The sequence below is a fragment of the Pseudomonas sp. RIT-562 genome, from assembly GCF_026241895.1.
Lineage (GTDB): Bacteria > Pseudomonadota > Gammaproteobacteria > Pseudomonadales > Pseudomonadaceae > Aquipseudomonas > Aquipseudomonas mandelii_F.
Genome location: NZ_JAPJIV010000009.1, coordinates 161,386 through 181,526, shown reverse-complemented (window position 1 = coordinate 181,526; position 20,141 = coordinate 161,386). Strand labels below are relative to the sequence as shown.

At 60.2% G+C, this 20,141-nt stretch carries 15 protein-coding genes; 3 read left to right on the top strand and 12 right to left on the bottom strand.

Annotation, left to right across the window (positions count from 1 at the left end):
* The first annotated feature begins 210 nt into the window (after window positions 1-210).
* Window positions 211-2,469 (top strand): catalase/peroxidase HPI, encoded by a 2,259-nt coding sequence (gene katG / locus ORL50_RS14070; RefSeq protein ID WP_266015766.1) that lies wholly within the window; start codon window positions 211-213, stop codon window positions 2,467-2,469.
* 249 nt (window positions 2,470-2,718) lie between these two features.
* Here katG and yecR read toward each other — a convergent pair whose 3' ends face one another.
* From yecR to mqo, 5 genes are all read right to left on the bottom strand, one after another.
* On the bottom strand, window positions 2,719-3,189 hold the full coding sequence (gene yecR / locus ORL50_RS14065) for a YecR family lipoprotein (RefSeq protein WP_266015764.1): 471 nt from the start codon (window positions 3,187-3,189) through the stop codon (window positions 2,719-2,721).
* Window positions 3,190-3,283: 94 nt separating this feature from the next.
* Window positions 3,284-3,901 carry a GAD-like domain-containing protein gene (locus ORL50_RS14060; RefSeq protein ID WP_266015762.1) on the bottom strand — a complete coding sequence of 206 codons (618 nt, stop codon included), beginning with the start codon at window positions 3,899-3,901 and terminating at the stop codon, window positions 3,284-3,286.
* Window positions 3,902-3,941: 40 nt separating this feature from the next.
* Window positions 3,942-4,559, bottom strand: a complete 618-nt coding sequence (locus ORL50_RS14055; RefSeq protein ID WP_266015760.1) for a GAD-like domain-containing protein — start codon at window positions 4,557-4,559, stop codon at window positions 3,942-3,944.
* A gap of 10 nt (window positions 4,560-4,569) precedes the next feature.
* Window positions 4,570-5,925 carry a DUF6861 domain-containing protein gene (locus ORL50_RS14050; RefSeq protein WP_266015758.1) on the bottom strand — a complete coding sequence of 452 codons (1,356 nt, stop codon included), beginning with the start codon at window positions 5,923-5,925 and terminating at the stop codon, window positions 4,570-4,572.
* Window positions 5,926-6,187: 262 nt separating this feature from the next.
* Complete coding sequence (gene mqo, locus ORL50_RS14045; protein WP_266015756.1) at window positions 6,188-7,837, bottom strand: malate dehydrogenase (quinone); 1,650 nt, start codon at window positions 7,835-7,837, stop codon at window positions 6,188-6,190.
* 385 nt (window positions 7,838-8,222) lie between these two features.
* On the opposite strand from mqo, the gene ilvD reads away from it, so the two are divergent.
* Window positions 8,223-9,905 (top strand): dihydroxy-acid dehydratase, encoded by a 1,683-nt coding sequence (ilvD, locus tag ORL50_RS14040; RefSeq protein ID WP_266015754.1) that lies wholly within the window; start codon window positions 8,223-8,225, stop codon window positions 9,903-9,905.
* Here ilvD and ORL50_RS14035 read toward each other — a convergent pair.
* Genes ORL50_RS14035 through ORL50_RS14025 form a run of 3 tightly spaced genes read right to left on the bottom strand, consistent with a single transcriptional unit; the run spans window position 9,902 to window position 14,175 of the window.
* Complete coding sequence (locus ORL50_RS14035; RefSeq protein ID WP_266015752.1) at window positions 9,902-11,329, bottom strand: aldehyde dehydrogenase family protein; 1,428 nt, start codon at window positions 11,327-11,329, stop codon at window positions 9,902-9,904. The two genes, ilvD and ORL50_RS14035, sit on opposite strands and share 4 nt — an antisense overlap.
* 9 nt (window positions 11,330-11,338) lie before the next feature.
* Complete coding sequence (gene aptA / locus ORL50_RS14030) at window positions 11,339-12,646, bottom strand: omega-aminotransferase AptA (protein ID WP_266015751.1); 1,308 nt, start codon at window positions 12,644-12,646, stop codon at window positions 11,339-11,341.
* A gap of 29 nt (window positions 12,647-12,675) precedes the next feature.
* Window positions 12,676-14,175 carry a serine hydrolase domain-containing protein gene (locus ORL50_RS14025; protein ID WP_266015750.1) on the bottom strand — a complete coding sequence of 500 codons (1,500 nt, stop codon included), beginning with the start codon at window positions 14,173-14,175 and terminating at the stop codon, window positions 12,676-12,678.
* A gap of 190 nt (window positions 14,176-14,365) precedes the next feature.
* Between ORL50_RS14025 and ORL50_RS14020 the strand changes: the two genes are divergently transcribed.
* The gene (locus tag ORL50_RS14020) at window positions 14,366-15,244 is read left to right on the top strand and encodes a GntR family transcriptional regulator (RefSeq protein ID WP_266015748.1); all 879 of its coding nucleotides are present in this window, start codon (window positions 14,366-14,368) and stop codon (window positions 15,242-15,244) included.
* A 47-nt stretch (window positions 15,245-15,291) separates the two neighbouring features.
* Here the strand turns inward: ORL50_RS14020 and ORL50_RS14015 are convergent, their stop codons facing one another.
* The 4 genes from ORL50_RS14015 to ORL50_RS14000 all read right to left on the bottom strand — a co-directional run bounded on the left by ORL50_RS14015 (window position 15,292) and on the right by ORL50_RS14000 (window position 20,135).
* Window positions 15,292-16,575 carry an OprD family porin gene (locus ORL50_RS14015; RefSeq protein WP_266015745.1) on the bottom strand — a complete coding sequence of 428 codons (1,284 nt, stop codon included), beginning with the start codon at window positions 16,573-16,575 and terminating at the stop codon, window positions 15,292-15,294.
* A 115-nt stretch (window positions 16,576-16,690) separates the two neighbouring features.
* On the bottom strand, window positions 16,691-18,325 hold the full coding sequence (locus ORL50_RS14010) for an ABC transporter ATP-binding protein (RefSeq protein ID WP_266015743.1): 1,635 nt from the start codon (window positions 18,323-18,325) through the stop codon (window positions 16,691-16,693).
* Entirely contained in the window at window positions 18,322-19,197 is an 876-nt protein-coding gene (locus tag ORL50_RS14005) for an ABC transporter permease (protein WP_266015741.1), read from the bottom strand. The genes ORL50_RS14010 and ORL50_RS14005 overlap by 4 nt, the downstream gene beginning before the upstream one ends.
* Complete coding sequence (locus ORL50_RS14000; RefSeq protein ID WP_266015739.1) at window positions 19,194-20,135, bottom strand: ABC transporter permease; 942 nt, start codon at window positions 20,133-20,135, stop codon at window positions 19,194-19,196. The genes ORL50_RS14005 and ORL50_RS14000 overlap by 4 nt, the downstream gene beginning before the upstream one ends.
* Window positions 20,136-20,141: the final 6 nt, after the last annotated feature.

Genomic DNA, 20,141 nt, shown 5'->3' with positions numbered 1-20,141 from the left:
CCGTGGTGATTGCGGGATTTGTAAACCTTTCGCCAAATTCACACCCGCACCCAATTCCAGCCAAGAGACTCTCCCTATCACCGCCCAACACTCCCCCTATTAGCTGACTTCCCAAGTCGGGTCTAACCTTAGTCCTGCTCTGGCGCCATAAGCTGGCCGTGCCCCAAGGTGCGGATAGCCCGGATGATCACGACCAAAGGTAGCTCACACATGGCAAATGAATCGAAATGCCCGTTCAATCACGCCGCAGGCGGTGGCACAACGAACCGCGATTGGTGGCCGAACCAACTGAATCTGAAGATCCTGCACCAGCATTCGTCCCTGTCCGATCCCCTGGACGAAGGCTTCGACTATGCGCAGGCGTTCAAGAGCCTGGACTTCCAGGCACTCAAGCAAGATCTGCGCGCACTGATGACCGACTCGCAAGACTGGTGGCCGGCTGACTTTGGTCACTACGGGCCGCTGTTCATCCGCATGGCCTGGCACAGCGCCGGCACCTATCGCACCGCCGATGGTCGGGGCGGGGCCGGTTCCGGGCAACAACGTTTCGCCCCCCTCAACAGCTGGCCGGACAACGTCAGCCTGGACAAGGCGCGCCGCCTGCTGTGGCCGATCAAGCAAAAATACGGACGCAACATTTCCTGGGCCGACCTGATCGTCCTCACCGGCAACGTCGCACTCGAGTCCATGGGCTTCAAGACCTTTGGTTTCTCCGGCGGCCGTGCGGATGTCTGGGAGCCCGACGAAGACGTCTACTGGGGTTCGGAAAACAAATGGCTGGCCGGCGACTCTCGTTATGATCAAGGCCACAAGGAGCCCATGCAGAAACCCGGCGAAGGCCCACTGGTAGCCGAACCCGGCGAGAACGAAGACAGCCGGGTCGAACCTGGCCGCCACCTGGAAAAACCCCTGGCCGCAGTGCAAATGGGCCTGATCTACGTCAACCCCGAAGGCCCGGAAGGTGAGCCCGACCCGGTCAAATCAGCGTTGGACATCCGCGAAACCTTCGGCCGCATGGCCATGAACGATGAAGAGACCGTCGCCCTGATCGCTGGCGGCCACGCGTTCGGCAAAACCCACGGCGCCGGCCCTGCGGACAACGTCGGCGCGGAACCGGAAGCGGCGGGTCTGGAAGAACAGGGCTTCGGTTGGAAAAACAGTTTCGGCACTGGCAAAGGCCCGGACACCATCACCAGCGGCTTGGAAGTGACCTGGACCACTACGCCCACCCAGTGGAGCAACAACTATCTGGAAAATCTGTTCGGCTTCGATTGGGAACTGACCAAAAGTCCGGCCGGCGCGCACCAGTGGACTCCGAAGAACGGTGCGGGTGCCGGCATCATTCCCGATGCCCACGACCCGAACAAACGCCGCAATCCGACCATGCTCACCTCGGACCTGGCGCTGCGCTTCGACCCGATCTACGAACCCATCTCCCGGCGCTTCCTGCAGAACCCCGAGCAACTGGCTGATGCCTTCGCCCGCGCCTGGTTCAAGCTGATCCATCGCGACATGGGCCCACTCTCGCGCTACCTCGGCCCGGAACTGCCCAGCGAAGAACTGCTGTGGCAAGACCCGATCCCCGAAGTCGACCACGAGTTGATTAACGACAGCGACGTCGCTGCACTCAAGAGCAAGCTCCTGGCCAGCGGCCTGTCCGTCTCGCAGCTGGTATCAACCGCCTGGGCCGCAGCCTCGACCTTCCGCGGCTCCGACAAACGCGGCGGCGCCAACGGCGGACGCCTGCGCCTGGCCCCACAGAAATCCTGGCAGGCCAACCAGCCGGACCAGCTCGGTGGCGTGTTGGCCAAGCTCGAAAGCATCCAGAACGAGTTCAACAGCGGCGGCAAAAAAGTCTCGCTGGCCGACCTGATTGTCCTGGCCGGAAACGCCGGTGTCGAACAGGCCGCGAAAAATGCCGGGGTCGATCTTAGCGTGCCTTTCACGCCGGGCAGGACCGATGCAACCCAGGAGCAGACAGACGTCGAGTCCTTCGCCTTCCTCGAACCTGTCGCCGACGGCTTCCGCAACTTCCTCAAGACCCGCTACACCGTACCGGCCGAGGCCCTGCTGATCGACAAGGCGCAACTGCTGACCTTGACCGCCCCGGAAATGACCGCGTTGATTGGCGGCCTGCGTGTACTCAACACCAACGTCGGCCAGACCAAGCATGGCGTGTTCACCCAACGGCCGGAAGCCTTGACCAACGACTTCTTTACCAACCTACTGGACATGGGAGTCGAATGGAAACCCACTTCAGATGATGCACAGGAGTTCGAAGGACGCGACCGCAAGACCGGCCAGGTGAAATGGACCGGGACGCGCGTGGACCTGGTGTTTGGATCGAATGCGCAGTTGCGGGCGATTGCGGAGGTGTATGCGAGCAGCGACAGCAAGGAAAAATTCGTCAAGGACTTCGTTGCGGCGTGGACCAAGGTGATGAATCTGGATCGCTTTGATGTGAAGTAAGCACCCGGAAAACGCAAACGCCTCCATCAGTGGAGGCGTTTTGCTGTGTGCCGGTATTGAAGTCAGACAGGAGAGATTGTGGCCAATGCGCCAATCAGCACAGTCAATACCAGAAAACCACCGAGGAAAAGCGCCATCTTGCCCATTAAGGGGCTCCTGCATGATCAATGTGCAGTTATTGTGACCCGCAGACTGTTTGCATTACAGATGCAGATGGCGATGAAAAATACGGATCAGGGGGAACAAGAATTACTCCGCCATGATCGCGTGATATTGCTTCTGGTACTCGCTGTAAGGCAGGTTTTTGTCCATCAACGCCTTCAACCGAGTTTCCTTGTACTGGGCCGCCGACATGATTCCTGGCGCAACGGGTGTGACTGCCGGCGCTGCTGCCTGAGTTGACGGAGTGATGTTGCCGATGCACTGATACTTGACGACTACCTGGCCAGCGGTGCAATTGCCCCAAGCATCACTGGCACGGCAATTCTGGATTTGCCCGCCGAATCGCTCGGCACGCTCATATCCCCAGACAGCGCATTTGCTGGAGGCTACTGCCTCCGCCTGGTTGATATCAACAATAGGCGTTTCAAAGGGTTTGAAATCGTATGCCATATCAATCGAGCCATCCGCGCGGCTGCCGCCAGTGGCGTAAAAATCCTTGCGGCTGGAGCACCCGGTGATCGCTACGGCCAGCATGACCAGCAAAATCAGCTTATGCATCGAGAAAATCCTTTTCAGTTGGCGACTGCAGTGAGTAGTGGCAATACGCCCACTGTAGCAGCTGGCGAAGCCTGCGTAGTGGCCGCGACCTCATTTAGATGTCCGGAAAGCCCCAGTCGGTGAGAGGAGTCAACTGGGACAAAAACTCCAGATGCTCGATGGTTTTTACCTTTTGCAAACTCTCCAACGTTATCGACCCACCTAGTGCAAGAGCGGGAACGAAGCCATACATTTCATCCGCTTTCAGCAGACCAAGTTTTTCCCGCGCAGGTGCGAACAAATCACTTACATCGTTATGTTCGGGATCCATGGATGAAAAAAACACTCGAACCCCAAAATCCAGCTTGTCACCGGCAAAGATAGAGGTACGGCGAGAATAACGACCTATGTAAGAAGCAATGTCGAGGCAATAGCCACTTCGCTCTCCCCAGACGTAGAGTTCGCCAAAAGCACTACGGGCAATGACATGAAGATTGTCCTGAACATTTAACTCTGATGTCGCCAGCCACTGAGTTAATACCTGATCGTAATCTTCCGGATTGACAGTCCAGAAAATCCCATCTCCGTAAGCGCACCAGCCATGGTCTTTCCAGTAGGTAATCAGTTGCTCTGGGAGCCTGTTTTCATACCGGGCAATACTCGACTCCGACACTTCAACTCGATCGATTCCGGAACCAAACTGCTGTGTAAAAAACGCGAAATCCTCATCCAAGATTTATCTCCATGTGAGCGATACAAGGTCTGTGGGACTTCTATATTTCCGGAAAAGCCCAATCGGCAAGCGGAGACAATTGAGACAACAACTCCAGATGCTCGATGATTTTGACCTTCTCTAAATTTTTCAGCTCTATAGATCCACCTAAAGCCAAAGCGGGCACTAGGCCATACATCTCGGTGGCGTCGAGTTTTCCCAGCTTTCTCAAAGCCGGTTCGAAAAGCCCTTCCAGGTCATTATATTCGCGCTTCATTGATGAGAAAAACACTCGAATTCCGAAGTCCATTTCTTTACCGGTAAATACGGGCGGGTGTTTCGAGTAGCGCGCCATGCAAGAAGTGATCGTCAAGTATTCACCACTCTCTTCCCCCCAGACATAGAGCTCACCGAATGCACCTCGTGCAATGACATGACAGTTATCCTGTTCGCATAATTCGGTATCAGCAAGCCAGTCAGCTATTAAATGTTCGTATTCCTGGGGATTAACTGTCCAAAATAGGCCGTCCGCATAACCGCACCAGCCATATTCCTCCCAGTATCGAAGCAATTGATCTGGGAGCTTATTTCGATAACGTAATATGCTCGACACTGGAACTTCCTGACGCGAGGTTTCAGGGCCGAATCTCTTGATAAAAAAAGCGAAATCCTCATCCATAACCAACTCCTTATCTACATCTCTCAAGTTTCGCGTTGATTTTCGTCGTTTCCCGAACGGATGCTGGAATTTTTGCGGCGGCTGCATCCAGGCCACTTATACGGCTTGACCACTGCGGACCAATGCTTGCGTTGATACGACGATCACCGAAATCGCTGATCATATCCTTTCCACCTGCAAACAAATCTGGATTATGCAAGGCCGATAACGTTGCCATTTTCTGCAACACCAATTCCTTGGCTAAAACCTCTGCTTGCTCGAGAGATACCCCGCCTTTCCTCAATTCCTTAATACTTTGTTTCTCCAAATCACGACTCAGCTCAGCCCGCGCCTGCGCAGCCACCTTCGGATCCCGCACCGCACTCCTCGACCTAAAAGCCTCCCGCCCCCTCAAATACTCATCGACACTCAGATCATTCAACCCTCTTTCCTGCCCCGCCAACTGCCGATCAAATTCCGGAATTTTCTCGCCATGCTTATTGCTTACGTTGAAGCATGGCACCTTGTGCTCCGGCATGCCCAAGGGTTTTTTCGGTGATGGATGCTCCGGTTGCCGGCGTGTGGGCTGTGGCCATTCCTGGGGAGCGATTGCGCCTTTTTGCGGTTTCGGGGGCTGCAGGTCTGGGTGTTTTTTAAGTGCCTCTTCATGCTTGAGCATCCACTGCCCCAGCCGCGTGCCCTTGGCACTTGCTTGCATCTCGCGGGCCAAAACCTGCGCATTGCCTCGTCCTCGCGTGAGGTAGGCAACGATTGCACCCAGCAAGAGGATGACGACTTCTTCGTGCCCTTGGGCAATGTGCTGGGAGGCTCTGTCCACAGCAAAGGGCTCATCACGGCCATAGGGGTCTAATCCCTCATCGCCCTGGGAGCCTCTCCAGGCGATGTTGATGCCGTCCAGATAGTACCCGCCAATGCGTGGCAGCCCCTCGACGAAGAACTCGGCAATCGACACCAGGCCCAGTACACCGAGAATCCAGGAGCTGACTTGCAAGCCCATGGCGGCGCCAGCCATCCCGATTGGAATGGCGCCAGCACCTCCCGCAAATGCCCCCACTCCAGCGCCAATCACACCGCCGGCCAAAACGCTGCCGGCGACGATCATGGCCATTTGATTAATGACGCTGATCAGTTCCGTGAGGATGCTGCAGATGTCCAGGTTAGCGAAGCGCTGTCTCAAGGACCCGGTGGCAATCCACTCTGCTCGAGCGAACGCGGTCCTGACGTTATGCACTCGCCGGATAGTCAGACCAAGGGAGGCTCTATATTCATTGAACTGTATTCGTGCATGTCCGCCCTGATAACCCATATCGTGAGTTAGCCGGTCTTCGATTTCGAACCATGAGGGCACGATGTTCCATAACACCATTGTGCGTCTTCCTGACAAGGGCAAAGTGCTGACGAAGTTGCTGACCTGCGTCGCAACTTGCAGTGACCCACCCTAAATCAGCTAGATTTATTCCAACCACAAACCCCAGTAAGTTTTCAGATGCCATTGATCAATATCAGAAGTTTCACACTTCAAACTTCCGACTTACCGTAAGAACTTTCCTATTTCACGAACAATAAACACCCACAAAAAAGCCCGCTGACCGTTACCGGTTCAGCGGGCTGTGCAACAGCGCTTCTACTTACAAAGCCATGTCGCTTGCAGCATTAGCTTTCGGTGCAGTCTTCTCGGCATCAGCCGGAGCAGCCGCCGGAGCCGCTACCTGACCAATCGCCGGCGGCGGGGTCAGTTGCAGGACTTTAGAGGTATAGGCCCACTCTTCGGCGACTTTTTCAGGATTGCCGTTCAACTGAGTGCCATAGCTCGGCACGATTTGATGCAGCTTTTCCTGCCAGGCCGGGGAAGCGACCTTGTCCTTGAACACCTTCTGCAGCACGGTCAGCATGATCGGCGCGGCAGTCGATGCGCCTGGGGAGGCGCCCAGCAGGCCGGCGATGGAGCCGTCTTGCGAAGCAACGATCTCGGTGCCCAGCTTCAGCACGCCACCAGCAGCTTCATCACGTTTAATGATTTGCACGCGCTGGCCGGCTTGCCACAGGCGCCAGTCTTCAGCCTTGGCGTTCGGGAAGTATTCCTTCAGCGCGTTGAGGCGGTCTTCGTCAGACAGCATCAGCTGCCCAGCGAGGTACTCGACCAGCGGGTATTCCTTGATGCCGACCTTGGTCATTGGCCACACGTTGTGCGTGGTCGTGGTGGTCAGCAGGTCCAGGTACGAACCTTCTTTCAGGAACTTGGTGCTGAAGGTCGCGAATGGGCCAAACAGGATCACGCGCTTGCCATCCAGGACACGGGTGTCCAGGTGCGGAACCGACATTGGCGGCGCGCCAACGGAGGCTTTGCCGTAGGCCTTGGCCAAGTGTTGCTCGGCAATGGTCGGGTTCTCGGTCACCAAGAAGGAGCCGCCAACCGGGAAGCCTGCATATTCCTTGGCTTCGGGAATACCGGACTTCTGCAGCAGGTGCAGGGCACCACCGCCGGCGCCGATGAAGACGAACTTGGCGTCGGTTTCGAACTTGCTGCCGTCTTTCAGGTTTTTATAGCTGACGCGCCAGGTGCCGTCGTCGTTGCGGGTGATGTCCTGCACTTCGCTGGACAACTTCAGGTCGAACTTTGGAGTGGTTTGCAGATGCGCGACGAACTGGCGTGTGATTTCGCCGAAGTTGACGTCGGTGCCGATCGGCGACCAAGTGGCAGCGATCTTCTGTTTCGGGTCACGTCCTTCCATCATCAGCGGTACCCACTTGCTGATCACAGCCGGGTCTTCGGAGTACTGCATGCCGGCGAACAGCGGGCTCGCCTGCAGGGCTTCGTAGCGCTTTTTGAGGAACTGGATGTTGTCGTCGCCCCACACAAAGCTCATGTGCGGAGTGGAGTTGATGAACGAACGCGGGTTCTTCAGCACGCCTTGCTGAACCTGCCAGGCCCAGAACTGACGGGAGATCTGGAAGGCCTCGTTGATTTCAACGGCTTTCGGGATCTGTACGTTGCCCTTGTCGTCTTCCGGGGTGTAGTTCAGCTCAGCCAAGGCGGAGTGACCGGTACCGGCGTTGTTCCAGCCGTTGGAGCTTTCCTGCGCCACGCCGTCCAGGCGCTCGATCATTTCCATCGAGGTGCCAGGTTCCAGCTCGTTGAGCCACACACCCAGGGTCGCGCTCATGATGCCGCCGCCGATCAGCAGCACATCAACTTTCTTTGCCTCTTCCGCCTGAACGGACGTGATCCCCATCGACAAAGCCAGCCCCAGCAGGGCCGTGTTCATTTTCTTAAACATCTGTAGCACCTATGATAAAACGCCATCCGCCCTGCCATCCGCAGTCTCGGGCCCCTTGTTTCACGACATTCAGGCAGGATGTCGTGGGTGCTCGCGCCGCTGGATTGGAGGGTGGGCACACAAGGCCGATTGACTGCATCGACCTCAGTTTATATGTCCCTACTGAACTGACTTCTTATCGTTATTGGCTTCAGCTGCTTGAGCGACAGTGATTCCGTTGGCGCGTCTCAAGGACACGCAAACTGAATGGATCGAACCAAGTAGTGGCAAAGAATATCACGTCAGGACAAACCCGCGCGTCTGTTCCCGACTTGTTGGTCCGGCTGCAGACGCCCAGGCCACTATACTCAAGGTGTTTTTCCCAACGACTTGGCGAGGCACCGCGATGAGCGACAAACCCGATTTGCGCAAATATTCCTCCCTGGTGGTCGACGGCGTAGAGCGCTCGCCCGGGCGCGCCATGCTGCGGGCGGTAGGCTTTACCGACGAGGATTTTGCCAAGCCGCAGATCGGCATTGCCTCGACCTGGGCGATGGTCACCCCGTGCAACATGCACATCGACAAACTCGCGATCGAGGCCGAACGCGGAGCGAATGCGGCTGGCGCCAAAGGCGTGATCTTCAACACCATCACCATTTCCGACGGTATCGCCAACGGCACCGAAGGCATGAAGTACTCGCTGGTGTCGCGTGAGGTCATTGCCGATTCAATCGAAACGGTGGCCGGTTGCGAAGGCTTCGACGGCCTGGTGACGGTGGGCGGCTGCGACAAGAACATGCCGGGCTGCCTGATCGGCATGGCGCGGCTCAACCGCCCTTCGATTTTTGTCTATGGCGGCACGATTCGCCCCGGCGCCGGGCATACCGACATCATTTCCGTGTTTGAAGCCGTGGGCCAGCATGCGCGCGGCGACATCAACGAGATCCAGGTCAAGCAGATCGAGGAAGTGGCCATTCCCGGGCCTGGTTCCTGCGGCGGCATGTACACGGCCAACACCATGGCGTCGGCCATCGAGGCACTGGGCATGAGTCTGCCCGGCTCCAGCTCCCAGGACGCAGTCGGCAACGACAAGACCTCGGACAGCTTCCGCGCCGGGCAACAGGTCATGGAGTTGCTCAAGCTGGACCTCAAGCCCCGGGACATCATGACCCGCAAGGCCTTTGAAAACGCGATTCGCGTGGTGATCGCCCTCGCGGGCTCGACCAACGCAGTGTTGCACCTGCTGGCCATGGCCCACGCGGTGGATGTCGAGCTGACGCTGGATGATTTCGTCGAACTCGGCAAAGTCTCCCCGGTAGTCGCCGACCTGCGGCCCAGCGGCCGATACATGATGAGCGAACTGGTCGCCATCGGCGGCATCCAGCCGCTGATGAAACGCATGCTCGACGCCGGCATGTTGCATGGCGACGTCATGACCGTGACCGGTAAGACCCTCGCCGAAAACCTGCGCGACGTCGCCGATTACGTGGCCGGCCAGGACGTGATCCTGCCCTTCGACCAGCCGGTAAAAAAAGACTCCCACCTGGTGGTACTGCGGGGCAACCTGGCCCCCGATGGCGCGGTAGCGAAAATCACCGGCAAGGAGGGCCTGCGCTTTGAAGGCACGGCCCGGGTCTATCACGGCGAAGAAGGCGCGCTGGCGGGCATTCTCGATGGCGAGGTGCAGGCAGGCGACGTCATCGTGATCCGCTACGAAGGACCCAAGGGCGGCCCGGGCATGCGCGAAATGCTTTCGCCGACTTCGGCGGTAATGGGCAAGGGGCTGGGCAAGGAAGTGGCGCTGATCACCGATGGCCGCTTCTCCGGCGGCTCCCATGGTTTTGTGGTCGGGCATATCACCCCGGAGGCATTCGAGGGCGGGCCGATCGCGCTGATTGAGGATGGCGACCGGATCGTTATCGACGCCGAAACCCGGCAGATCACGGTGGACGTATCCGCAGCGGAACTGGCCCGGCGCAAGACCGCCTGGGTGCGTCCGGAGGCCAAGTACAAGCGTGGGGTGCTGGCCAAATATGCGAAGACCGTGTCCAGCGCCTCGGAAGGCGCCGTGACGGATAAATACCTCTAGAGGTCAGACTGGTAACCAAACATCGACTTCAGTTCCAGATAGTCCTCAAATCCATGAACGCCCCACTCGCGGCCGTTACCCGACTGCTTGTAACCACCGAAGGGGGCGCCGTTGTCGGCCTTGCTGCCATTGAGGTGGACCATGCCGGTGCGCAGCCTTCGAGCAACCTTGCGGGCATGCTCCAGAGTGCCGGCGGTTACGTACCCCGACAGTCCGTATGGACTGTCATTGGCGATCTCCACGGCTTCGTCCTCGGTGTCGTAAGGCATGATCACCAACACCGGCCCGAACACTTCCTCGCGGGCAATCGGCATGTCCGAGGTCACGTCGGCAAACACCGTTGGCTTGACGTAGTAGCCCTGAGTGACGCCAGCCGGCCGCCCCACCCCACCACACACCGCCGATGCCCCTTGACCGATGGCGCCAGCGATCAAAGCCTGAACCCTGTCGAACTGCGCCAGATTGGCCAGCGGCCCCATGGCCGTAGCGCCATTGCTGTCATCAAAACAGACCTCGGCCGCCACGGCCCGGGCGATTTCAACCGCTTGCTGCTGCAAGGCGCGCGGGACCAGCAAGCGGGTGGGTGCGTTGCACGACTGCCCACTGTTGCGAAAACAGCTGCTGACCCCATGGCGCACCGCCGATTCGAAATCCGCACCGTGCAGGATCAGATTGGCTGACTTGCCGCCCAACTCCTGGGACACGCGCTTGACTGACGCCGCTGCCGCTTTGGCAACAGCGATCCCCGCCCCTGTGGAGCCGGTGAACGAGACCATGTCGATGTCTGGATGACGGGCGATGCCGTCGCCAATGGTGGGGCCGTCGCCATTGACCAGGTTGAACACGCCCTTGGGCACACCGGCCCGGTGAAAAATCTCGGCCAGCAGCATCGCCGACAGAGGCGCCTTTTCGCTGGGCTTGAGCACCATGGTGCAACCGGTGGCCAATGCCGGTGCCAGTTTGCAGGTGAGCTGGTTGAGGGGCCAGTTCCACGGAGTGATCAGGCCACAGACGCCGATCGGCTCGCGACTGATCAGCGTGCTGCCGTGAGCGCGGTCGAAGTCATAGCTGCGCAACACCTCAAAGGCCCGCTGCAAATGCCCCAGGCCCGCTGGAACATGGGCGCTACGGGCGAGTGACAGCGGCGCGCCCATTTCCTTGTGCACCAGCTCGGCCAGGGCGTCGCCATGGGATCTATAACCCTCGATGATTGCCGCCAGCAGTTCCAGGCGTTGCTCTCGTGACCATTGCGAGTAGGACGCAAATGCCCGTCTGGCTGCCGCAACCGCAGACTCGAGATCCGCTGGTGTGCCCAGGCTGATAGCGCCCACCGAGCGCTCGGTGGACGGGTTTATCACCTCCAGCGTTGCGCCGCCCTGGGCCTTGACCCATTCGCCATCGATGTAGAAATCCAGGTAATTCATAGTTGAGCCTCAGGCGGTCTGGTCGAGGGCGCGGCGCAAGGTGTCGAAGACCAGTGCGATCTGCTCTTCGCTGACAATAAGCGGCGGGGACAGCACGATGTTCTCCCCTGAAGCGCGCACCAGCACCCCGGCGTCGAAACAACGCTGGGCGGCCTCGGCCGCACGAGCGCCTGGCGCGCCGTCACGCGGTTTGAGTTCTACCGCGCACAACAAACCAATGGCCCGAACGTCGTGCACCAACCCCTGCTCGCGCAGGGCCAGCGCCGCGGTCTGCCAGACTGGCTCAACGTGCCTCACATGCGCATTGATGCCCAGTTCCTCATGCACCGCCAAGGTCGCAAGCCCAGCGGCACAGGCCAGCGGGTGGGCGGAATAGGTGTAGCCGTGCATCAACTCGATGCCCTGTTCGGGGCCGCTCATGAAGGCTTGGTAAACGGCTGCGCTGACCAGCACAGCCCCCATGGGCACGGCGCCATTGGTCAAACCCTTGGCCAGGGTCATCAGGTCCGGCGTCACGCCGAATCGCTGCGCTGCAAATGATTCGCCCACTCGCCCGAAACCGCTGATGACTTCATCGAAAATCAGCAGCACGCCATGCCGATCGCAAATTTCGCGCAGTCTCTGCAGGTAACCCAGCGGCGGCGCATACACACCGCCCGACCCGGTGACCGGCTCGACGATCACCGCCGCGACCGTCGCCGGGTCGTGAATTTCCAGCAGCTGCAGCAAAGCGTCGGCGTAGTGAGCGCCCTGGTCTGGCTGGCCGGCGCTGAAACGCAGGCTGGCGTCGTACGGCAGTGGCAGGTGCGCGACGTCGCCGAGCAGCGGGCCGAAGTCACGCTTCTGCCGGCCAATGCCCGACACCGAAAGCCCACCGAAGCCCATGCCGTGATAACCCTTGGCGCGCCCGATCAGTTTGGTTCGGCGGCAGTCGCCACGGGCTTGATGGTAGGCACGGGCGATCTTCAGCGCGGTGTCCACCGCCTCGGAGCCGGAGTTGGTAAAAAACACTTTATCCAGGCCAGCCGGGGCCTTTACCACCAGTTGATCGGCCAGCTCCAGAGCCGCCGGGTGGCTCATCTTGAACGAAGACACGAAGTCGAGCCGTCCTGCCGCTTCGCGAATGGCTTCAACGATTCGCGCCTGGCCATGCCCGGCGTTCACGCACCAGAGCCCGGCCATGGCGTCGAGCACCCGGCGGCCATCGGTGGTGGTGTAGTGCATGCCCTCGGCGCTGTCGATCAGCAGTCGTTGGCGATTGAACTGGCGCATTGGGGTAAAAGGCGCCCACAGCGCTGAAGTCGAGGTCTGGTTCATCTACTGTGCTCCGTTGAATCAAAAAAAGGTCAGATGCGTGTTCCGGTCAGTGTCGGGCGCTGCATCGAGCCGGCATTGGTGTTGACGCCGCGATCGAACAGCAGGCGCCCCTCCTCCAGGCGACAGCGGACATGGTCGCCAAAGGCGGTTTCGACGAAGCGCCAGTCCATTCGCAGCTCCCCTTCTGGCGTCCAGCGCCCATGGGCGATGACCGGGGTGTGCTCCGGCTGGTACTGGTGATGCAAGTAGTTGCCGGTAAGGCTGGTGATGGATTCCAACGGTTGCTGAAAACCGACTCGCAGACGATGGGTGCCGCGATGATCGACCAGGCTGAAAGCGCATTCGCCATGGTCAAACTCGAAGCCGATTTCCTTCACGCCATCCTCGTTCGGCTCGATCGCGTAACGACCTTGCAGCGCTTGGGCCTGGGGTGATTCGCACAGGCCTTGCAGCGTGGGTAAGCGCAGGCCCTCGATCAGCGACTGCAGGTGCGCCTGGGCAGGTTCGGGATTGGCACTCTCACGCCCGAGCGCCGGGAACAGGTGTTCCCAGATCGCCCCTTGCAACCGCCGCTCGCCCAGTTGCAGGCCACAGGTAAAGGCCAGCACCGTGTCCTGATCAGGCAGCACCATGCAGTACTGGCCGAACACCCCAGAGGCGTAGTAACCGCCATGGCGGGTCATCCACCACTGATAGCCATAACCTTCGCGCTGCGCTTCACTGGCGGCGTTCTTGTCACGCGGCAGGTACTGCTTGCCATCGAATTCACCCATCCAGACGTCTTCGACCTGGTTGCGCGTGGCTTGCGCGATCCACTGCGGCGACAGCAACTGCCGGCCCTGCCACTGGCCCTGGTGCAAATGCAGCACGCCGAATTTCAGTGAATCTTCGGTGGTGCAGCTCAGGCCATTACCGCCGGAGTTGTATCCGCCTGGGGCGAGATCCCACTCCAGTTTGTCCAGCCCGAGAAAATCCAGGATGCGTTCATCCATCAAGGCCTGCATGGTTTGCCCGCTCACCCGGGTGACGATGGCCGAGAGCATGAAGCTTGAGGCGCTGCTGTAGATGAACGACTGGCCTGGCGGTTCGTCCACCGGCTCCTGCAGAAAAGCTTCAACCCAGCTGCTCTGCAGATTGCGCCAGGCGCCACCGGAAATGCCCCGCCGATGACCGGTGCGCATGGTCAGCAGGTCTTCGACGGTCATGGCGGCGAGGTTGGCGCTGATGTGTGGCGGGCACAGCTCGGGAAAAAAGCTGACGACCTTGTCATCGAGCTTCAGCCGGCCATCGTCGACCAGCAAACCCACGGCGGTGGCCGTCCAACTCTTGGTCGCCGAATGCTGCACGTGCATGCGTCGAGCCGAATACGGCTGCCAGAACGCCTCCGCCACCACTGCACCCTGGCGATAGAGCATGAAGCTGTGCAGCTCGATCCCGGCGTCGTCGACCGCCGAGAGAAAATCGACAATCCCCCGAGGATCGACGCCTCGTTCTTGCGGCAGGGCTCTGGGCAGAGGTACATAGGTCATCACGAAGTTTCCTTGAAATTGCCGTAAACGCGACAGCAATGTTTTTATATTTGAAATAATACAGCTGTGGTGGTGTCTATCACTGCATGAATGTATTTGAACCGCTTATAATTCAGCCTCTGGCACAGCGAAGCGTGCCGAAGTTTTCGGGTATCCTTGCCTTCCCCTGTCACAGGAACGACTAAGCGCCATGTCTCAACTCACCTCGCTGCAGACCAAAGTCGCCGGCCAGATCCTTTCCGCCATCCAGTCGGGCGACCTGCAACCCGGTACCCATCTGAAGGAAGTCGAGCTGACCCAGCGCCTGGGCGTGTCCCGCTCGCCGATCCGCAGCGCGCTGTCGTACCTGGCGCAGCAGCAGTTGATCGAACCCCTGCCGCAACAGGGCTTTCGGGTGCCATTGCAGACGGCCAGCGGGCTTGCGCAGCAGGCCAGTGAACTGCATAACGAGGAAGACGAGCTGTACACGCGCCTGATTGACGACCGGCTGAATCAGGTGCTGCCCGACCAGATCTCCGAAAGCGACCTGCTGCGCCGTTATGGGGTCGGTAAAAGCGTGCTGCGGCGTTGCCTGCTGCGGCTCTCCGATGAGGGCGTGATGCAGCGCCGGCATGGTCACGGCTGGTTGTTCCTGCCGACCCTGAGCAGTGCGCAAACGCGCTTCGAGAGTTATCGCTTTCGTATGCTGCTCGAGCCCTCGGGGCTGCTGGAGCCGACCTTCAAGGTCAACCCCGAGCAGTTCCGTCGATGCCGGGAGCGCCAGCTGGAACTGCTTGAAGGCCAGGTCGACGGTCAGCGCTTTTTTGAGTGCAATGCCGAGTTTCACGAGCTGTTGGCGGCCGCTTCCGGCAATAGCTACATCCTGCAGGCGATCCAGCAACAGAACCGCCTGCGACGCCTGACCGAGTTCCATTCGGCGAGCAACGTCGAGCGGGTCAAAGTCTCCTGCCGCGAGCACCTGGCGATTCTTGATGCGCTGGAACAGGGCGACAACGAATGGGCGTCGACCCTGCTGCATCGGCATCTGGAAGTCGCCAGCAAAATGGGCGTGGCGCGCAACAAGGCTTAAGCCCGCACGAGCCGCCAAAGATTTTTTGACCGCGCTCGGCAGGCTCATTACCACAGCGCCACGGTGTAGCCGACGATCACGCGGTTTTCGTTCATATCGCGCAGGTAGTTGGCCTTGCTCATCCCGTTACGCCAGCGCAGCGACACGCCCTTGAGCGCGCCGGACTGGAACACATACCCCAGGTCGATATCACGCTCCCACTCACGCCCCTCCCCGGCAAAACCCAACACCTGGGCCTGATCGCCTTTAGCCCAGCGGGTCGAGAACGTCAGCCCTGGAACGCCCAGAGCTGCGAAGTCGAAGTCATAGCGCGCATGCCACACCCGCTCGTTGGTCTGGGAAAAATTACTCAGCTGGTACTCGGAAAACAGATAGGTGTTGGTGCCATCGACATAAGTGAACGGCGTATCGCCAAATTGCTCCTGATACCCTCCGCCCAGGCTGTGGCCCTTGTAGCTGTAGGCGACCCGAGTACTCAGCGCACGGTTGTCGACCTTGCCCGCCAGCCCCGCGCCCGCCTTGTCCGCATCGAAGTAACGAATGTCACTCTTCAATACGCCGCCGCCCAGGGCAAAACTGTTTTTCAGCCCCACGTAATGCTGCTGATAGATGTCCTCCAGCTGGGCGAAGTGATAGGTCAGCGTGAGGTTCGGATTGACCTTGTAATCGCCGCCCATGAAGCGGAACTGATCACTCTTGGCCGAGCTCTTGTAGGCGCCGCTCTGTCCGGTCAGCCCCATGTCCTCATAATCGGTCGACTCGCGCTGTTTGGTCCGGTCGATCTGGCCACCGGTGAGGCTCAGGCCCGTGACATCCGCCGACGTCACCTGGGTACCGCGAAAGGTCTGCGGGAACAGCCGGCTGGTGTTCGGTTGCAAGGTCGGCAGGTCCGGCACCAGGTAACCGCTGCGCAATTCGCTCTTGGCAAAGCGCACCTTGCCGGTCACCCCGAGCTTGGAATATTCGTCATGGGCGCGCTTGACGTAACTCGGCTGCCCAGGCTCGGGTTCGTTGTCTCGCGACAGCAGGCCGGAGCCTGAACGGTCGGGACTGGAGTCGAGTTTCAGGCCAAGCATGCCGACCGCGTCGACGCCGAAACCGACTGTACCTTCGGTGAATCCCGATTTCAGGTTGAGGATGAAACCCTGGGCCCATTCCTCGCGCTTGGATTGCCCGGCGTCTTCGCGGTAATCACGGTTGAAGTAGTAGTTCTTCAGTTCCAGGTCAGCCTTGCTGTCCTTGATGAAGTCAGCCTGGGCCGGGGCGCACAGCAGGCCGGCGCCCGTCAGGCCGACGCTTTTGAAGATCAGCTTGAGGTGATTGTTATGCATTGTTCTTGGCTCCTGGCAGTCGTGATAAGTGAGTAGGTCTTATTGTTTTTCGGGCATGACTTGCCCCTTCACGCCAGTTTCGAGTTGGCGTGCCGGGTGCCGTCAGGGGGTTAAATCAAAAGTTCGCCGGTCGTATTCGGTAACCGCCGTCGACCAGTTTTTCCAGCGGGCTCGCCGCCGCCAGCAGCTGGCGGGTATAGGGATGCTGCGGGTGGTCGAAGATCTGTTCGCGGCCGCCCACTTCCACCACTTGCCCCTGGTGCATCACGGCGACACGGTGAGCAATGCGCTCCACCGCCGCCAAGTCATGGGAGATGAACAGGCAGGCGAATCCGTACTGCGCCTGCAGGCGCTCGAACAGTTCGAGGATCTGCTTCTGGATCGTCATGTCGAGGGCGGAAATCGGTTCATCGGCGATCACCAGTTGCGGATGACGCACCAGCGCCCGGCCGATGGCTACGCGCTGGCGCTGACCACCTGAGAGCTGATGGGGGAAACGCTCGATGAACTGCTCGGCAAGGCCGACGTCCCGCAGCGTCTGCGCCACTCGCTCGCGGCGCTGGGCAGCGTTCAGCGCCGGTTCGTGGCGCAACGGCTCGGCCAGGATCTCGCCGATTTTCATCCGTGGGTTCAGCGACGAATAAGGGTCCTGGAAGATCATCTGGCATTGCAGCCGATGGGTCCGGTTCGCGGCCTTGAGGATGTCCACGCCCTTGAAGCGAATCGCCCCGGCGCAAGGTTTGATCAGCCCCACCAGCGAGCGCCCGAGGGTGGTCTTGCCAGAGCCGCTGCCGCCCACCAGTGCCAGGGTCTCGCCGGGCGCAATCGCCAGGCTGGCCGAGTGCACCACGCGTTTGTAGTGGCGCTTGCCCCAGAACGAAGTCGGCCCGGGATGTTCGATGCACACCTGGTCGACTTCCACCAAGGGTCCGTCGCTGGCCGGTAATGGCGCGAGCGTTCCACGCCGCGGCAGAGCTTCGAGTAACTGGCGGGTGTACTCGGCCTTCGGAGCCAGGAGGATGTCCTGGATCGTGCCCTGCTCCACCGATTTGCCGTGGCGCATCACCACCACTTTGTGGGCGTAGCGGGCTACGAGCGACAAGTCATGGCTGATGAACAGGATCGCCGTGCCCTGCTCCCGGGTGAGCTCCAGCATCAGCTCGATCACGTCCAGTTGCGCCAGGCAATCGAGGGCAGTGGTCGGCTCGTCGGCGATCAGCAATGCCGGACGCAGCAGCATGACCGACGCCAGCATGATCCGTTGGCGCATGCCGCCGGAGAACTGGTGCGGATAAGAGCCCAGGCAACGCTCGGCGTCCTGGATGCCGATGCGCTGCAGCATCGTGACGCAGCGCTCGCGGATCTGCGCGGCGTTAAGGTCGGTGTGCAATTGCAGCGCTTCGCTCATCTGCTGGCCGATTTTCAGCGCCGGGTTGAGCGACACCATCGGCTCCTGGAACACCATGCCAATGCTCGCTCCGCGAATAGCCCGCAGCTGTGCGGTGTCGAGACCCACCAGATCACGCCCCTGGAACTCCAGGCGCCCGCCACACGCTTGCATCGGCAGCGGCAGCAGGCCGATCGCCGCGCGGGCAGCCATGGTCTTGCCGCTGCCCGACTCGCCAACCAGGGCGACGATCTCGCCTGGCGCAACGCTGAAACTCAGGTCGTCAACCGCCAGCGCGCCGTGTTCACCCACGCGAATTTTCAGGTTTTCCACGCTCAGCAACGTATCAGTCGCCATGCTCATTTCCTCATCCGGGGGTCGAGACGATCACGCAGCGCGTCGCCGAACAGATTGATTGCCAACAGCGCCAGGCAGATGAACAGCCCGGGGAAGATTCCCAGCCAGCTGGCCGAAGCGATATACGGCCGGCTACTGGCGAGCATGTTGCCCCAGGTCGCAGCAGGTGGCGGTACACCCAGGCCAAGGAAGCTCAAGGCGCTTTCCGACAGCAACGCCCAGCCGAACATGCTGGTGGCCAGAACGCAAAGCGGTGCCAGGCAGTTGGGGGCGATGTGCCGCAGCATGGTGTACAGCTCGGAGTTGCCGATCACCCGCGACGCTTCGATGTACTCCAGCTCGCGCAGCGACAGCACCGTGCCGCGCACTACGCGCACCACCGAGGGCGTGTAGGCAATGCCCAGCGCCAGGACGATCCCGTACTTGCTGGCGCCGATAATCGCCATGATGCCCAGCGCCATGAGGATGCCGGGAAAGGCCAGCAACGCATCGTTGAACATCATCAGCACGCGGTCGGTCCAACCCCGCAGATAACCGGCGAGCATGCCGATCAGCGTCCCGGCAACCACCGCGACACTGACCGTCAGCAGGCTGATCCACAAGCTGGTACGGGCACCGATCAACAGCCGGCTGAACACGTCGCGACCGAACTCGTCCGTGCCCAGCCAGTGGCTGGCCGACGGTGCCTGCAACCGCGACAGCAAGTCGATGCGCAGCGGGTCGAACGGGGTCCAGACCAGTCCCAGCAAGGCCAGGACGATCAGGATCAGCAACAGGCTGGCGCCGATCAGTGCATTGGCCGCAGGCCAGGCACGGCGCCGTTTGGCCGGCGTGGTCGGGGCGCCAGCGAGCGGCGCCAGAGGTAGATTCGAACTCATAACTTCACCCTTGGATCGAACAGCGGGTAGAGCAGATCCACACAAAGGTTGACCAGCACATAGATGAAGGTGATCAGCAGCAGGCAGCCCTGCAGCACCGGGTAATCGCGGGCAAAGATCGCGTCCACCATCAGCCGGCCGATACCCGGCAGGGTGAACACGGTTTCCAGGACCGCAATGCCGCCCAGCAGGTTGCCGAGAATCAGCCCGACCAGGGTCCAGGTCGGTGCAAAGGCATTGGGCAACGCATGCCGCCACAGCACAGCGCGTTCGGACAAACCTTTGGCGCGGGCATGGGCGATGTACTCCAGGCGCAGGACTTCGATGGTGCTCGCCCGGGCCATGCGGGTGATCGCGCCCAGCTCCACCAGCGTCAGGGTGACAATCGGCAGCACCAGGTAACTCATCGCCTGCCAGGGCGCCTGGGCGAAACTGACGTAGCCGACTACCGGCAGCCAGCCGAGCTTGATGCCGAAGGCGTGCAGCAACAGCAAACCAAGCCAGAAGCTGGGAATCGACAACAGCAGCGTGGCCGTGGTGACCAGACCGAGGTCCAGCGCGCTGTTCTGCTTCCAGGCAGCGATCAGGCCAACCGGTACCGCAATCAGCGTGGCCAGCAGCACCGAGACCAGGACGATGATCGCGCTGACGCTGAAGCGCTCGAGAATCAGCGGCAACACCGCCTGCTTGGTGCTGATGGAATACCCCAGGTCACCGCTGAGCACAGCCTTGATCCAGATAAGGAACTGGGTCGCCAAGGTGTGATCCAGCCCCAGGTTGCGACGCATGTCGGCCAGGCTCTGCGGGTCGGCCATATCGCCGAGCATCAGCAGCGCCGGATCACCGGGAATCAGGCGGATCAACGCGAACACCATCACTGAAATCAGTAACAGGGTCGGCACCGCCATCCCGAGTTTTTGCAGGATAAAACGCAACATGATCAG

Coding starts and splice junctions, on each gene's coding strand:
- katG (WP_266015766.1), top strand. CDS start 211: ATGGCAAATGAATCGAAATGCCCGTTCAATCACGCCGCAGGCGGTGGC.
- yecR (WP_266015764.1), bottom strand. CDS start 3,189: ATGCATAAGCTGATTTTGCTGGTCATGCTGGCCGTAGCGATCACCGGG.
- ORL50_RS14055 (WP_266015760.1), bottom strand. CDS start 4,559: ATGGATGAGGATTTCGCTTTTTTTATCAAGAGATTCGGCCCTGAAACC.
- ORL50_RS14050 (WP_266015758.1), bottom strand. CDS start 5,925: ATGGTGTTATGGAACATCGTGCCCTCATGGTTCGAAATCGAAGACCGG.
- mqo (WP_266015756.1), bottom strand. CDS start 7,837: ATGTTTAAGAAAATGAACACGGCCCTGCTGGGGCTGGCTTTGTCGATG.
- ilvD (WP_266015754.1), top strand. CDS start 8,223: ATGAGCGACAAACCCGATTTGCGCAAATATTCCTCCCTGGTGGTCGAC.
- ORL50_RS14035 (WP_266015752.1), bottom strand. CDS start 11,329: ATGAATTACCTGGATTTCTACATCGATGGCGAATGGGTCAAGGCCCAG.
- aptA (WP_266015751.1), bottom strand. CDS start 12,646: ATGAACCAGACCTCGACTTCAGCGCTGTGGGCGCCTTTTACCCCAATG.
- ORL50_RS14025 (WP_266015750.1), bottom strand. CDS start 14,175: ATGACCTATGTACCTCTGCCCAGAGCCCTGCCGCAAGAACGAGGCGTC.
- ORL50_RS14020 (WP_266015748.1), top strand. CDS start 14,366: ATGTCTCAACTCACCTCGCTGCAGACCAAAGTCGCCGGCCAGATCCTT.
- ORL50_RS14015 (WP_266015745.1), bottom strand. CDS start 16,575: ATGCATAACAATCACCTCAAGCTGATCTTCAAAAGCGTCGGCCTGACG.
- ORL50_RS14010 (WP_266015743.1), bottom strand. CDS start 18,325: ATGAGCATGGCGACTGATACGTTGCTGAGCGTGGAAAACCTGAAAATT.
- ORL50_RS14005 (WP_266015741.1), bottom strand. CDS start 19,197: ATGAGTTCGAATCTACCTCTGGCGCCGCTCGCTGGCGCCCCGACCACG.
- ORL50_RS14000 (WP_266015739.1), bottom strand. CDS start 20,135: ATGTTGCGTTTTATCCTGCAAAAACTCGGGATGGCGGTGCCGACCCTG.